The sequence below is a fragment of the Nocardiopsis sp. RV163 genome (assembly GCF_001029525.1).
GTDB classification, from domain to species: Bacteria; Actinomycetota; Actinomycetes; order Streptosporangiales; family Streptosporangiaceae; genus Nocardiopsis; species Nocardiopsis dassonvillei.
The window spans coordinates 1-14,574 of the sequence record NZ_LEKI01000148.1 but is presented as its reverse complement, the minus strand read 5'-3'; the positions used below and the strand labels follow the sequence as shown (position 1 = coordinate 14,574).

Genomic DNA, 14,574 nt, shown 5'->3' with positions numbered 1-14,574 from the left:
GCCGCGGGGGCACGGGGTGGGACTGTCCCGGGGACGCCGAGGTTCGTTCCGGGACGCGGTACCCATTATCCGGTTCGCGACGACACGGCGCCCCGGCCGGGTGCGCCGAGCCGGGACCCGCACCGCCTGAAGGCCGGTGCCGCGAAGCCCCCGACAGGGCGGGGCCCACCCCTGAGGGTCCGTAGTGCCCGGAGGCCCGCGCCGCGCGCCGAGGGCCCCCGGGTCACGCGGGCGGTTCGCTCCATCCCACCTGGACCAGGTCCGGGCGCTGGCCGCGGCGGGCCAACTGGGCGCGGCCGACCGGTAGCTGTTTTGACGCCGTGCCGTTGGCCAGGCGCCCCTCCATCCGGTCCCCGGAGAAGAGCACGCCCGGCGTGGCCATGTCGCTGAGCGCCTGGAGCACCGGCTCGAACATCGCCCGCGCCGAACCGCCCGTGCGGCGGGCCGCGATGATGTGCAGGCCCAGGTCGGAGCCCTGCGCGATGAAGGGCACCAGCGGCCCGAGCGGGTTCGCCCTCGCCCCCAGCATGTCCATGTCGTCCACGACGATGAACAGGTCCAGGCCCTTCCACCAACTGCGCTCCCGCAGCTGCTTGGGGGTCACGTCGGGCCCCGGCAGGCGCTGCTTCAGCGAACCCGCGAGGTTCGCGGCGACCGCCTGGGTCTGCTCCGTGCTCGTGCAGTAGGCCAGCAGGTGGTCCTCCGGGACCAGCTCCAGGTGGCTGCGGCGGAAGTCCACCATGACCACGCCGATCTCCGTCGGCGGGCGCTGCACGATCTGCTTGACCAGCCCGCGCAGGAGGGCGGTCTTGCCGGTCTGCGGGTCGCCGTACACCACCAGGTGCGGGTCCCGGGACAGGTTCGTGGTGACCGGCGCCAGCGTGCTCTCGGCCAGGCCCACCACCAGTTCGGCGGCGCGGCCCTTCGACACCCGGCGGCCCTTGAGCAGGTCGGACAGCTCCACCTTGGAGGGCAGCGTCTTGACGCCCTGGACGGCCTTCTGCGGCCAGCGCTCCCCGATCCGCTTGACCAGGTCCCGGATCCCGTCGGTGACGTCCTCGTCGTCGGCCACCGCGTCCACCCGCGGCAGGGCCACGTGCGTGTGGTGCTCCTCGGCGGTCAGGCCGCGCCCCGGGGTGTCCTTGGGCAGCGCCTCGGCGACCTTGCGCCCGATCCCCGAGTCCATCGGGTCGCTCAGCCGCAGCTCGAACCGGCCGCCGAACAGCGCCTGCAACCGGGACCGGATCTGCGAGGACGCGGCGCCGGTCAGGATCGTGTGCACGCCCAGGGACGGGCCGCGGGTCGCGATGTCCATCAGGACCTCGTCGGCCTCGTCGAAGGTGTCGCGCACCGAGGACCAGCCGTCGACCAGCAGGAACAGGTCGCCCACCACGTTCGCGGGCACCGTCCCGTCCGCGCGCGCCTGGCGCAGCGCGGCGGGGGAGTCGAGCCGGTACTTGCGGAACACGCGCTGGCGCCTGTCCAACTGGGCGCGTACGTCCACCAGCACCCGCTGCACCTTCTCCGGGTCGGCGCGCCCGGCCACACCCGCCACGTGCGGCAGATCCTCCATCGCCTGGAGGGCGCCGCCGCCGAAGTCGATCGCGTACACGCCCACGCGGCCCGGCGGGTACCGCCACGCCAGGCTCGCGACCACCGTGCGCAGCAGGGTCGACTTGCCGGACTGGGGGCCGCCCAGGACGATGACGTTGCCCTCGGCACCGGTGAAGTCCATCGCTGCCGGAACGACGCGCTGTTCCCGGGGGATGTCGGTCAGGCCGATGACGGCCCGCATGTCCGACGGGCGCGGCTCGGTTCCGGGGCCCTCCAGGTCCCCGCCCTCGCCCAGGTCCTCCAGGACCCTGTCGAGGGTGAGCAGCCGCGGCAGCGGCTCCAGCCAGATCGGCCGGACCTTCTCCGCGCCCGAGGCCACCAGCCGGTCCACCGTGACCTGGAGCGTGGTGCGCTTGTCCTCCCCGCGCCCGGACTCCTCGGCCCGGCCGCGGATCGACTCCACCAGGGACTCCACCAGCGAGCCCGCCCCGGTCACCTTGTTCAGCCCGTTGAAGGAGAGCAGGGGCAGCACCGGTTCGTGCTCCTCCTTCTCCTCCTGGACCGGCGGCTCGTAGGGCTGCGACACCATCGCCGCCTTGAACCGCTCGAAGACCGACGTGTCCACCTTCAGGTACCCCGAGCCCGGTTCGGGCGGCAGGTGGTAGGCGTCGCCCACGCCGATGGCCTCGCGGCTCTCCGCCTCGGAGAACGTCCGCAGGCCCACCCGGTAGGACAGGTGCGACTCCAGGCCCTTGAGCTTGCCCGACTCCAGGCGCTGGGTGGCCAGCAGCAGGTGCACGCCGATCGACCGGCCGATGCGCCCGATGGCCACGAACAGCTCGGCGAAGTCGGGGTGCGCCGTGAGCAGCTCGGAGAACTCGTCGATGATGATCAGCAGGTGCGGCAGCGGTTCCAGGCCGGGGTCGTTCTCCCGGGCCGCCTCGTAGGCGTGCAGGTTGGGCAGGTTGCCCGCGTCCTTGAGGATCTGCTGGCGGCGCACCAGCTCGCCGTAGGTGGCCTCGCGGAACCGCAGGACCAGCGAGTCGTCGTCGGCCAGGTTGGTGATCAGGCCGGTGCTGTGCGGCAGGCGGTCGGTGTCGGCGAAGGTCGCGCCGCCCTTGAAGTCCACCAGCAGCAGCGCGAGCGACTCCGGGGAGTGGTTGATGACCAGCGAGGCCACCATGGTCCGCAGCATCTCCGACTTACCCGAACCGGTCGCGCCGACCACCAGGCCGTGCGGGCCCATGCCGCCGAACGCCGACTCCTTCAAATCCAGCAGCACCGTGTTGCCGCTCGGCCCCACGCCGATCGGCACCCGCAGGTAGTCGCCGGTGCTGCGCCTGCGCCAGGTCTGCCGGGTGTCCAGTCGGGCGACGTCGGCCACGCCCAGGATCTCCGGGAGCCCCACGGTGGCGTGCATGGCGTCGTCGCTGTCGGTGACGGCGATGCCGTACGGGGCCAGGAGCCGGGCCAGGGAGGTCAGGTGCGCGACGTCGGACCGGTCCGCGCGGCCCTGAAGCGGGACGCGCGGTGCGTCCTCGGAGGCGTCTGCGTGCTCGGTGACCTCGGTCAGCGTGCCGTCCGCGTCGACGCGCAGCCTCAGGTCCACGCCCTCCGGCTCCTCGCGCCGGTCCGCCACCAGGGCGATCACGTGGATGCCCAGGTCGGCCAGGGAGGTCACCGGCGCTTCGGCGTGCAGACCGGACAGGGTCGACTGGTACTCGCCGTCCAGGACGACGACCAGGCGCTGGGTGCCCGGACCGGGCGGGGCGCCTCGGCGCCGCTGGAGGTCCATGGTGCGCCGTTCGATCTCGTCGGAGAGCAGTTCGGCGATCTGCACGGTGTTGACCGCGACGAAGCGGGCGGGCATCGGCCCGTCCTCGGCGTCGTCGAAGGTGTTGTGCGGCAGCCACTTCAGCCACTCCCAGTGGGAACGCAGCTTGTTGTCGCGCACCACGCCGATCCGCAGGTCGTGCGGGGAGTGGAAGGTGGCCATCTGCGCGACGAGCGAGCGGGCCAGCCCCCGCGCGGCCTCGCGGTCGCCCACGACCGACACCACGCCGTGCTCGCGCAGCGGCAGGACCAGCGGCATCTCGGGGACGTTCGCGTACAGCTCGATGAGCTGGTCGGCCGCCCCCTGGCAGACGGGGTCGTAGACGATCAGCGGCGAGGAGGTGTCGACCTTGAGCCTGAGCCGCCGCGCCAGCGGGCGCGTCCCGGTGCCCGCCCGCAGGTCCAGGAAGTCCGGGTCGGCGGCCCGCCGCTCCCAGCGTCGCGCCCGCGAACGCGCCGGATCGACGAGCAGTTGCGGGTCGGGGTGGCGGAACGCGTTGTCGGCGCGCTGGACGGATGCCACGTCCCGGACGATCTCGCGGAGCTGGTCGAGGTAGTCGACGTAGCGTTCGCGCTGCTCGCGGATGCGCTTGCGCGGGCCGTTGTGCTGGGCCACGAACATGATGATGCCGACGACCACGCTGGCGATCATGATCATGACGCCGGCGACGGCCATCAGCGGACGGTGGCCCATCGTGATGGACATCAGCAGAGAGCCCGAACCGGTGATGATCGGCATGATGATCATCGCGCCGGAACTCGACGAGGGCGGGTTCTCCGGCATCTGGGGAGGGGTCGCGATGACGAGCGGAGTGTTCCCGGGGGCGGTCGGGACGCTGCGAGCTGGGCGGGGTACGGGTCTCGTCGCCACGGGGATCTCTTTCGGTCCGCCTACGGGGGCTGGTGTCTGGGTGGCTACGCTAGGAATGATCTCGCGATCCCCGCGAATCGCCTAATTCGCGTCCGTCTCCCCCCGAGGGTGACAACCGCCCACGACGAGCGACAAAGGAATTCTTGGTGTGAGTGGATACTGCCGGGTCACGGTGACCGGACCGGAACGCTGGGCCGATCTGGCACTCCCCGGAACGGTTCCCGTGGCCACACTGATGCCCCGCATCCTGGAGGTCTGCGCACCCGAGGAGGAGGGCACCGAACCCGCCGCGTGGACGCTCACCACCGTGGAGGGCGACCCCGTCCACCCCGACCAGCCGCTGGAGAGCGCGGGCGTCTACGACGGCGACGTGCTGATGCTGGACCGCCGCACCGCTCCGGGCAGGCCCGCGCACGTGGACGACGTGCGCGGCGCGGTCGAGGACCGCGTCGACGCCACCGCGCACATCTGGAACCCCACGACCACGCTGTCCTTCGGCCTCCTCGTCGCGGCCGTCGGCCCCCTGCTGCTGTTGGGGCTGATGACGCGGCTGAGCCCGTCCGCCTGGCACCTGGGGATCGCCTCGGCGGGAACCCTGTTCACGGTCGCGGTGATGCTGCTCGCCGCGCGCAGGCCGCTGCCCGCCGTCGCGCACGCGCTGTTCGCTACGGCCTGCGCGTGGGGCGCGGTCACCGCCGTGCTCGCCGCGAACCTGCTGACCGACGCGGACTTCCTGGTGCAGGCGGCCTTCGCGCTGTCCGGCGCGCTGCTGGTGGCGGTGATCGGCTGGACGATGCACGAGACGGGGCTGGCCTACATCTGCGCGCTCGGCGTGGTCGCGGTGACGGCCGGAGTGCTCGTGGTGGTGGGCGTCTTCGTGGAACCGGTTCAGGGGGCGCGGTCCATGGGGCTGGTCCTGGCGCTGTGCGTGGGCGCGCTGCCGCGCGTGGCGATGGTGATGGGCGGGCTGTCCGGGCTCGACTACGAGGTGGGGCGCTCGGGGCAGGTCACCACGGACCGGTTCGAGGACACCTTCGGCAACACCGACCGCATCCTGCTGGGAATCGTGCTGGGCGCGGCGGTGAGCGGCGGCGCGACGACCGTGCTGCTGGCCTACCTGGCCACGGGCCTGCCCGACCTGCTGCTGTGCGCGCTGCTCTCGCTGCTGCTGGTGCTGCGCTCACGGCTGTTCGACCGGATCCGGCACGTGCTGCCGCTGCGCCTGGCGGGGGTGCTGGGCCTGGGAGCGGCGGGCGTCGCGACGGTGGGCGAGTACGCGTTCCTGGCGCCGTGGCTGCCGTTGGTCGCGCTCGTGGCGGGGATCGCGCTGGGCGTGCTGAGCTGGGTGCGGCTGACCGACGTGCCGCGGGCCTCGCTGCGCCGCCTCCTCAACTGGACGGAGATCCTGGTGATCATCGCGATGTGCGCGGTGTTCGCCTGGGGGATGGGCCTGTTCGCGTTCGTGGAGCGGATGACCTCGTAGCGCGCTGACGGCGGGTTCCCCCGGGAACGGGCGGGACGTACGGGTGTCCGCGTCCGGCGCGACGCGGTTCCCGGGGGGACGGGAGCCCCGCGAAGGCCCGGCGCCGTCCGGAGGCGGCCTCCGGCGCGGCGGGTCAGTCGGTGCGCTCGGTCCCGCGGGAGGTCCGCGCGGCCTCGTGGGACTCCCGCATCGCGGTCAGGGCGCGGCGGCGGCGCGCCTCGCGCAGAGAGACGCCCACGATGCGGGTGGCCGCGGCGGCCGTCACCACTGCCAGCGGGATGACGAGCAGTGAGGCGGGCTGCCGGATGGGGCGGTACCGCGCCCCCTCCCGGTCGATCAGCAGGAAGCCCGCGGGCCGCACCCGGACGAAGCCGCTGCCCCCGGCTCCGTCCCCGCCCGCGGCGAACAGGCGGCTGGAACCCCCGCCCATGATGGTCAGCGCGCTCACCCGGGCCACCGGGACGACCGTGGAACCCTCCGCGACCACGGCCTCGCCGAACGCCGACGAGGACCGCGCCGAGGCGCCGGTGTTCTCGATCAGCCTGGCCAGCGCGGACAGGGCGGGACTGGTGCGGCGGGCGCGGCGGCCCAGAGCGGTGTCCGGCATGGCGGCGGGTCCCTTCGTGGCGGTTGCGTACCCGCCCCATTGTGTAACGCGGCCGCGGTGCCCGGAACGCTCCTGGCCTGTTCCGGACACCGGGTCGCGGCCCGTGGAAGGCGGCCCGGCTCAGGGCGTGAGCACGTTGAGCAGGTTCAGTTCGGTGTCGTAGACGGCGACGTCGCCGCTCCCCGTGCGCAGGCCCGCCACCCGGGACCCGTCCTGGGACAGGGACATGGGAAACACGCGGGGCAGGTCCGGGCCCAGCGCGACATCGGTCGCCGAGGCGTACCGCCACGCCACCATGTCGCCGCGGCCGGTGGCGGGGTCCAGACGGGCGGCGAACACGCGGCCGCTCGCGGCGCTGTAGGCGACGTCCACCAGGATGCCCTCGTCCGGGCCGGGGGTGAACTCGCGGACGATGGCTCCGGTCCCGGGGACGACGAGGAGCACGGAGCCGGAGCGGATGAGCAGCACGGCCGAGCCGTCCGGGACTAGGTCGAACGAGGCCGCGCCCACGCCGGAGCGCTCGCGGATCAGGCCCCGCAGCGAGAGGCTCCCGGTATCCCACACGGCGATCCCGCCGCCCTCCTCGCCGCCCGCCACCACGCCGCCGTCGAGCGAGTACCTGATCGAACCCAGCACGCCCGAGCCGGACAGCCGCGCCTCCAGCTCCCAGGTGCGGGTGTCGTGCAGGTGCAGGTGCCGCCCGTCGGGGTCGCCGCGCACGCCCAGCGCGAGTGAGGAGCCGTCGGGGCTGAAGGCGATCGACCGCACGGCCCTCTCCTCGCCGACGTCCTGCCTCCGGCCGGTCTCCAGGTCGACGACCGAGGCGCCGTCGAGGGTTCCGTAGGCGAGCAGGCACCCGTCGGGGCTGAAGGCCGCCGGGGTCGGCGGCACGGCGGAGGAGTCGTGGTCGATGCGGGCGATGGCGCGCGACTCCCGCCAGTCCCACAGGGTCACCGTGTCGATCTGGGACACGGCCAGGACGGAGCCGTCGGGCGAGAAGGACAGCGCGAGCGGGACGTCCTCGGGGAAGGAGGTCATCGGGGTCCCGGTCGCCGCGAGGCTGTCGGAGAGGGCCGATCCGGTCGCGGAGCAGTCGGCGGCGCCCTCGGCCGCCTCGGGGTCCCACGAGGGGGCGGTGAAGGAGTGCAGCCCCGCGCTCGCCAGAAGCACCACCACACCGGCCAGCGCCGCCGCGCGCAGGAGGGAGCGGCGGCGTCGTTCCCCGAGGTGTGAGGGTTCGTCGGGGTGGAGGGGGCGCATGGGTCCTCTGGGGGGTGTCACAGGGGTGAGCGAGGACGGCCCGTCGTCTCCGGGCCGGTGCGTGTGTGGTTGTCAGCAGCCACCGTAACCCCAGAGGACCGCTGGTGGGGAATGGTTCTGGAGGGTTCGGGCAGGTTATGTGCCTGTCTGTCAGTTTTTGGTGTCTTAGGTCCGAAGATCTCTTGGTCCGAGGAAGGCCGTAGGGGGCCTGAGGAGGGCCGGAGGAACGCGCGGCGGGCGAAAGGCCGACCGGGGCCCGTGGAACCGGGGCGCGGGAACGCCCGCGAGCCAGGGGGTTTCGGCTTTACGCCGGACCGGGACGTGTCGAGTCCTTCTGCACGGGTAGGGCGAAGGGGCAAGGGATCGTCCGCACGCGCGCCGGACAGGTGGCCGAGGGGCGTGTGCGGGGAAGAGGGTCGTCTCCACGGGAGGGCGGCGCCGCGCGGGGCGACGGGGTCCGCGCGCGGGGCCCGGGAACGCCGACAGGCGTGCCGGGCGCGTTCGGCGCCCCTGAGACGGCCGTGAGCCGGACGGGGGAGCGCGCTGACGGGTGCGTGTGCGGAGCGGGCTCCGCGGGCGGCAGCCGAGGACTCAGCGGCTTCTCGGGCCTAGCGAGAGGCCTTGGAGCCGGGGGCGCGGCCTCAGGCGGCGACCGTGTGGTTGAGGACGCTGCCGTGGCCGTAGACCGGCTCGGGCCCCTGTGCGAAGGGGTTGAGGAGCTCAGCGGCGCCTACGGGGTCGCTCGCGGGATGCGAGACCGGGCCGCCGTGGAACAGGTCGTTCCAGAAGAAGCGGCCGTCGCGGCACCAGACGTTGACGTCCCGCTGGACCGAGACGACGGCCAGCTCCGAGCTGCCCGACCAGTAGAACTGGCGGGGGGTCACGGAGGCGAGCTCGCCCAGGAGCGCCGTGATCGCGCGCTGGGCGCAGAAGGCGTGGCGGGGCTTGTGCTTGATTCGCCTGGCGAGGGCCGATTTCGCCCGGGAGGCCCGGGGGTTGTTCAGGCGCCAGTGACTCAAGGTCGTCTCCAGTGGTCTAGGTTGCCGCGGTGCCGTGTTCGCTTGTGCGGCCACGTCGCCGCGGATCGAGGTGCTCCGCCTCAGGTGGCCTTGGCGGGTCCCCTCCACAAAGTTGGTGAGGCGTGAACGATGTCGTTACCTCGTAGTTATTCTTTGCGCTCCGGATGCTAGCAGCAACTGACCCCTTGTAGTCGAGGCTTCCACAAGTGACCAATATCACATTTAACGAATGTGTCTCGACTTCACCAAACCAAGAACCACCAGCTCAGGGCATGTATTCCGAACATCAGGCCGTTTTTTCGGCGTCGCGGAAAGCCTGTCCGTTTGCGGGAGGGATGTCGCCAGCGTCACCCTTTGTGGCGACTCTTGGCGTGTTTGTCGTGACTCTCCGCGACTCCTTGCAGGTTACGGGCCCTTGACCCGGTCAAACCCCGGCTTTGCCGTTCGCGCCTCCTTCCGACATGCCGGTGTTCCCGTCGGTTTTGCCCGAGCTTTCACCCCGGTGTAAGGGCTGGTCCCGTATGTGGAGGACACTGGAACGGTCGTACGAAACGGAGAGAAGTCGTCCAGTGACACAGACCGATACATCCGGTGACCGGACTACCGCACGGGAGGGCGTCGTGGCCTCCGAACCCGTCGGCGGCGCCAGGGCCTGGCTCGTGTGGGGCGTCGCCGTGGGCGGGTACTTCCTGGCGATGCTGCACCGCAACGGTCTCGGTGTGGCAGCCCTGGAGGCCCAGGCCCGCTTCGACGTCGGACCGGCTCTACTGTCCCTGCTGCCGATGCTGCAACTCCTGGTGTACGTGGTCCTCCAGGTGCCCACCGGGCTGCTGGCCGACCGGCTCGGGCCCCGCTACACGCTCGTCATGGGCATGGCGGCGATGACGGTCGGCGCGTGCCTGTTCGCGCTCGCCCCCGGCATCGAGGTGGCGGTGGCCGGGCGGTTCCTCATCGGCCTCGGCGACGCCCTGGTCTTCCTCAACGTCATCCGGCTGGCGGCCCTGTGGTTCCCGCGTTCGCGCTACGCCCTCGTCAGCGGGCTCACCGGCGTGGTCGGCGGAACGGGGCAGGTGGCCAGCGCCGCGCCGATGGCCTGGGCCCTGGAGGGCTTCGGCTGGGTGGCCGCCTTCCTGGCCACCACGGCCCTGACCGCGCTGATGGCCCTGCTGATGCTGGTGGTCGTGCGCGACCGCCCGGCCGGGGCGGCGGGCCGCTCCACGGTCGCCGACCCGATCTCGGTGTGGGCCGCGCTCAAGGAGGCGCTGCGCTCGCGCGGCCCGCAGATCGGCATGGCCCACCACGCGGCCGTCATGGCCCCGTTCACGATGATGATGGTGTTGTGGGGCTACCCGTTCCTCGTGGGCGGCCTGGGGCTGCCCGAGGACACCGCGGCCCTCACCCTCACCGCCCTGGCCGCGGGCGGGCTGTGGATGGCTCCGCTCGCGGGCGTCGTGATCGGGCGCAGACCCGGTGTGCGCCGGTGGCTGGGGCTCACCCTGAGCACGGTGCTGAGCCTGGGCTGGCTGCTGCTGGTGGCGTGGCCCGGGGGGACCCCGGTGGCCGTGGGGCTGGCGGTGCTCGCGGTGAGCGCGATCGGGCAGACCCTGGCGCCGACGGTCTCCTTCGACTTCGCGCGCGACGGCATCCCCGCCAGCCGGACCGGCGTCGCCTCCGGCCTGGTGAACATGAGCGGGTTCACGACAGCCGTGGTGTGCACGGTGGCGGCGGGCGCGCTGCTCCAGGCGCTGCCGGAGGGCCCCGAGGCCTACCAGTTGGCGTTCGTGCCGATGGCCGTCACCACGGTGTGCGCGACCGTTGCGCTGTACTACTTCGTCCTCCGCCGTCCCCGGGCCTGACCTCTCGGGTCGGTACGTTCGGGCCCCGTCTCGCGCGCGTGCGCGCGCGTAGTAGGAGAAAGAGGAACAGCGTCCCCGGTTCGCGGAGCCGAGGACGAACCGCCTCCCCGGTGGTCGCGGCGGGCCTCGCACCCGCGCGCGGGGACGAGAAGCGTCGTCCGGGACCTGGGAGCCCGCTTGGGGCCTCGCGCGCGTGCGCGCGTGCGGAGGCGAGGTAGAGAAAAAGGGGCGTGCGCGCCTCTTGTGCGGTCCCGGGCCGCGTGGGATTTTCTCTGTCATGAGGTGGAGTCCCGAACGGTCCAGGGAGATGTTCGCGCGGAGCCGCGTCGCCAGGCTGGCCACGGTGGGCGAGCACGGGCAGCCCCATCTGGTGCCCGTGGTGTTCGCGGCCCGCGGCGACATGATCGCGATCCCCGTGGACCACAAGCCCAAGGCCACGTACCGGCTCAGGCGGCTGCGCGACATCGAGGGCAACCCCCGTGTGTCGCTGCTCGCGGACGAGTACTCCGACGACTGGGACCGGCTGTGGTGGGTCCGCGCGGACGGTGAGGCGCTGGTCCTGCACGACGGCCCGGCCTGGACCGAGGCCCGCGACAGGCTGGTGGAGCGCTATCCCCGGTACCGGGACACGCCTCCGGAGGAGGCGATCATCCTGGTGGAGGTCCGCCACTGGTCCGGGTGGTCGGCCGCGGAGGAGCCCGGCGCGGAGACCGGCACCCCGGAACGCTGACGGTGCGCCGGAACAGTGACGGCGCGGTGCGAGTGCGTTCGGCGGCGGTCCCGCTTCCGGTGCCGCCGACAGCGGCGCCGGGGACGGGACCACCCCCTGAGCGGGGAACCGCCGCGCACGGTCCGCCGGGTGGCGCCGGGGCGGGCCGGAGCCACCGGTCGGTCCGCGGCGGCGGATTCCGGGTACGCGGGCGGGGTCAGCCCGCTCGCCAGGTGGCGTCCTGGAGCGCGCCCCCCGGCCTGCGGGCCCGTCAGGGAGAGCCCGCCGTCCACGAACAGCGAGGCGCCGGTGACGTAGGGCGCCTCCGGCCCGGCGAGGAAGGCCACGGCCGCCGCCACCTCGTAGGCGTGGCCCGGCCGGGACAGCGGGTACCCGGCGCGCGAGTCCAGCGCGGGCTCCTCCCCGTGCTGTCCGGTCAGTCGTCGAACTCCCCTGCTCCCTTGACGCGGTCGCCGCGTGCCACGCCCCGCCCCCTTCCGTGCGCCTCCCGGCGGCGCACGCGCTCGGGTGGGCGGCTACCCAGCGCCGCCCCCCGTACACGTGGGACGGACGGAGGGCGGGGCGGCCCGGTGGCCGCCCCGCCCTCTCCCGGGGTCCGACGCGGTTAGAAGGCGGACTCGGGGACGTCCATCAGGTCCACCGTCACGCCCTCGGCGACGCGGCGCTCGGCGGCGATGCGCGGCAGGAACTGCTCGGCGAAGAAGCGCGCGGCGGCGATCTTGCCGGTGTAGAAGTCCTTGTCCTCGTCGCTGGCGCCGTCGATGCTGTTGAGGGCCACCTCGGCCTGGCGCAGCAGCAGCCAGGACAGGACGACGTCGCCGAAGGCCATGAGCAGGCGGGTGGAGTTCAGGCCCACCTTGTACAGCTCGCGCGTGTCCTCGGCGGAGCCCATCGCGTGGCCGACCATGAGCTCGACGATCTTCTCGACGTTCTCGGCCGCCTCCAGGAGCAGCGCGCGCTCCTGCTTGAGCTGGCCGTTGCCCGCGTCGCTCTGCGCGAAGGCCTTGATCTCCCCGGCCAGCTTGCCCAGGGCCTGGCCGCCGTTCCTCACGATCTTGCGGAAGAAGAAGTCCTGGGCCTGGATCGCGGTGGTGCCCTCGTAGAGGGTGTCGATCTTGGCGTCCCGGATGTACTGCTCGATCGGGTACTCCTGGAGGAACCCGGAGCCGCCCAGGGTCTGGAGGGAATCGGCGAGCAGCGCGTAGGAGCGCTCGGAGCCCACGCCCTTGACGATCGGCAGCAGGAGGTCGTTCATGGCCTCCAGCTCCGCGGCGTCCTGGCCCGTGCGGTGCGCGATCTGGATCGCGTCCTGCTGGGTGGCGGTGTAGAGCACCAGGGCGCGCATGGCCTCCACGTAGGACTTCTGCGTCATGAGGCTGCGGCGCACGTCCGGGTGGTGGGTAATGGTCACCTTGGGGGAGTCCTTGCCCGCGGCCAGGTCGTTGCCCTGCACGCGCTCCTTGGCGTACTCCAGGGCGTTGAGGTAGCCGGTGGACAGGGTGGCGATCGCCTTCGTCCCGACCATCATGCGCGCGTACTCGATGACGAGGAACATCTGGCGGATGCCGTCGTGCTTGTCGCCCACGAGGTAGCCGACGGCGGGGTGCTTGTCGCCGAAGGTCAGCTCACAGGTGGTGGAGGCCTTGAGGCCCATCTTGTGCTCGACGTTGGTGACGTAGGCGCCGTTGCGCTCGCCGGGCGAGCCGTCCTCGTTGACGAGGTACTTGGGGACCAGGAAGAGCGAGAGGCCCTTGGTGCCGGGGCCCGCGCCCTCGGGGCGGGCCAGCACCAGGTGGAAGATGTTCTCGGTCATGTCCTGCTCGGCCGAGGTGATGAAGCGCTTCACGCCCTCGATGTGCCAGGTGCCGTCACCCTGGTCCACGGCCTTGGTGCGGCCCGCGCCGACGTCCGACCCGGCGTCCGGCTCGGTGAGGACCATGGTGGCGCCCCAGCCGCGCTCGATGGCCAGCTCGGCGAACCGCTTCTGCTCCTCGTTGCCCTCCGAGTAGAGGATGCTCGCGAAGCCGGGTCCGGCCGAGTACATGTGCACGGCGGGGTTGGAGCCGAGGACCAGCTCGGCGGCGGACCAGACCAGGGAGCGGGGGGCGCCCAGGCCGCCCAGCTCCTGGGGGAGGTCGAGGTTGTACCAGCCGGCGTCCATGTAGGCCTTGTAGGACTTCTTCAGGCTCTCGGGGAGCGCGACGGTGTTCGTCTTCGGGTCGAAGACCGGGGGGTTGCGGTCCGCGTCCTCGAAGGACTCCGCGATGACGCCCGTGGCGAGGCGGTTGACCTCGTCCAGGATCGTGCGGGCGGTCTCCTCGTCCAGCTCCTCGAAGGGGGCCTGCCCCAGGACGTCCTGGCGCTTGAAGACCTCGAAGAGGTTGAACTCGATGTCGCGCAGGTTGCTCTTGTAATGCGTCATGGACAGCTCCGCTGTGTCCCTGGCCGCGGTGTCTGTACACGCGGATCTACCGACTAGTAACAAGTCAATGTTACTACCGAGTAGCGACCGGCGCCAGTGGGAGGGAGGGAGTTGTGTCCCAGGGGATACCAAAAGGAGGGGCGGGTTTCGGTGAGGCGCGCTGAACGGGCTGTCCGGGGGCTCGCGCGGGGCGGGGAGGCACTGGCCGGGGCCTCCCCGCCCGTCCGGAATCCGGCCTCAGTCGATGAGGACGTAGGGGCGCGTGGCGGGCGGAGCGCCGCCCGGGGGGACCCTGAAGGTGGCCCACACGTGGGTGCCCAGGTCGGCCCAGGGTGCGAGGCGGAAGTGTCCCCAGGCTGTGGACAGGTTCTCCACGAGCAGCAGCCCGCGCTGGCCCTCGGCCCGGCTCCACTCGTCCTCCGTCCGCTCCTCCGGAACTGCCGGGATTGCGCCGCCTCCGCCGCAGTCGCTCACCGAGAAGCGGAGCGTTCGCGCGTCGGGCATCGACAGCGCGCGGACGACCTCGCCGTCCCTCTTGCCTGAGTCCGTGTACTTGACGGAGTTCGCGAACAGCTCGCTTGCGCACAGCCGCACGGTCTCTACGAGGTCGCCGTCGAAACCGGCCAGGTCGGCGGCGAGGTCGGCGCGGACCCGCGCGAGCTGGTCCAGCGCTCCCGGGTAGACGCGGTGCTCCCAGCGGACGAGGGGGCGCGGAACCCTGGGCGCGGTCAGGAAGATCATGCCGGGACCGCCTGTCGGCAGTGGTCCGTGCGGGGCTGGGGTGCCTGCCGTGCTCGCTGCGTCCGCTCGGCTCGTTGCTGCTGCTGGTCGAGCCAGACGCGGGCGAGCCGGGTGAACGCGCGCCAGTCCTCGGGGTCCTCGCACGCGGGGGAGGGAGGGCGAGGGGCGGGGACCGGTACCGGTCCCGGCTCGGAGACC

The 14,574-nt window shown here is 72.3% G+C and carries 10 protein-coding genes; 3 read left to right on the top strand and 7 right to left on the bottom strand.

The annotated features are described in order from the left end of the window. Window positions 1-223 precede the first annotated feature (223 nt). Window positions 224-4,189, bottom strand: a complete 3,966-nt coding sequence (eccCa, locus tag ABD54_RS21215) for a type VII secretion protein EccCa (RefSeq protein ID WP_394324548.1) — start codon at window positions 4,187-4,189, stop codon at window positions 224-226. A gap of 217 nt (window positions 4,190-4,406) precedes the next feature. Here eccCa and eccD point away from each other — a divergent pair, with 217 nt between their 5' ends. Next, window positions 4,407-5,741 (top strand): type VII secretion integral membrane protein EccD, encoded by a 1,335-nt coding sequence (gene eccD / locus ABD54_RS21210; protein ID WP_047871280.1) that lies wholly within the window; start codon window positions 4,407-4,409, stop codon window positions 5,739-5,741. Window positions 5,742-5,874: 133 nt separating this feature from the next. Here the strand turns inward: eccD and ABD54_RS21205 are convergent, their stop codons facing one another. The 3 genes from ABD54_RS21205 to ABD54_RS21195 form a co-directional block, all read right to left on the bottom strand. Beyond that, the gene (locus tag ABD54_RS21205) at window positions 5,875-6,348 is read right to left on the bottom strand and encodes a GerW family sporulation protein (RefSeq protein ID WP_047871279.1); all 474 of its coding nucleotides are present in this window, start codon (window positions 6,346-6,348) and stop codon (window positions 5,875-5,877) included. A gap of 120 nt (window positions 6,349-6,468) precedes the next feature. Continuing rightward, window positions 6,469-7,608: a WD40 repeat domain-containing protein gene (locus ABD54_RS21200; RefSeq protein WP_047871278.1), complete on the bottom strand. Its 1,140-nt coding sequence runs from the start codon at window positions 7,606-7,608 to the stop codon at window positions 6,469-6,471. Between the two features lie 641 nt (window positions 7,609-8,249). Next, window positions 8,250-8,627 (bottom strand): hypothetical protein, encoded by a 378-nt coding sequence (locus tag ABD54_RS21195; RefSeq protein ID WP_047871277.1) that lies wholly within the window; start codon window positions 8,625-8,627, stop codon window positions 8,250-8,252. Window positions 8,628-9,196: 569 nt separating this feature from the next. Between ABD54_RS21195 and ABD54_RS21190 the strand changes: the two genes are divergently transcribed. Both ABD54_RS21190 and ABD54_RS21185 read left to right on the top strand, forming a co-directional pair. Further along, on the top strand, window positions 9,197-10,483 hold the full coding sequence (locus tag ABD54_RS21190; RefSeq protein ID WP_047871276.1) for an MFS transporter: 1,287 nt from the start codon (window positions 9,197-9,199) through the stop codon (window positions 10,481-10,483). Between the two features lie 277 nt (window positions 10,484-10,760). Continuing rightward, on the top strand, window positions 10,761-11,213 hold the full coding sequence (locus ABD54_RS21185; protein WP_047871275.1) for a TIGR03668 family PPOX class F420-dependent oxidoreductase: 453 nt from the start codon (window positions 10,761-10,763) through the stop codon (window positions 11,211-11,213). 604 nt (window positions 11,214-11,817) lie between these two features. Here ABD54_RS21185 and ABD54_RS21180 read toward each other — a convergent pair. From ABD54_RS21180 to ABD54_RS29155, 3 genes are all read right to left on the bottom strand, one after another. Continuing rightward, window positions 11,818-13,635: an acyl-CoA dehydrogenase gene (locus ABD54_RS21180; protein ID WP_047871274.1), complete on the bottom strand. Its 1,818-nt coding sequence runs from the start codon at window positions 13,633-13,635 to the stop codon at window positions 11,818-11,820. A 237-nt stretch (window positions 13,636-13,872) separates the two neighbouring features. Continuing rightward, window positions 13,873-14,376: an ATP-binding protein gene (locus ABD54_RS21175; protein WP_047871273.1), complete on the bottom strand. Its 504-nt coding sequence runs from the start codon at window positions 14,374-14,376 to the stop codon at window positions 13,873-13,875. Next, a partial coding sequence (locus ABD54_RS29155; protein ID WP_235432138.1) for a hypothetical protein occupies window positions 14,373-14,574 on the bottom strand: 202 nt, incomplete at its 5' end. The genes ABD54_RS29155 and ABD54_RS21175, both read right to left, overlap by 4 nt.

Coding starts and splice junctions, on each gene's coding strand:
- ABD54_RS21205 (WP_047871279.1), bottom strand. CDS start 6,348: ATGCCGGACACCGCTCTGGGCCGCCGCGCCCGCCGCACCAGTCCCGCC.
- ABD54_RS21200 (WP_047871278.1), bottom strand. CDS start 7,608: ATGCGCCCCCTCCACCCCGACGAACCCTCACACCTCGGGGAACGACGC.
- ABD54_RS21185 (WP_047871275.1), top strand. CDS start 10,761: ATGAGGTGGAGTCCCGAACGGTCCAGGGAGATGTTCGCGCGGAGCCGC.
- ABD54_RS21180 (WP_047871274.1), bottom strand. CDS start 13,635: ATGACGCATTACAAGAGCAACCTGCGCGACATCGAGTTCAACCTCTTC.
- ABD54_RS21175 (WP_047871273.1), bottom strand. CDS start 14,376: ATGATCTTCCTGACCGCGCCCAGGGTTCCGCGCCCCCTCGTCCGCTGG.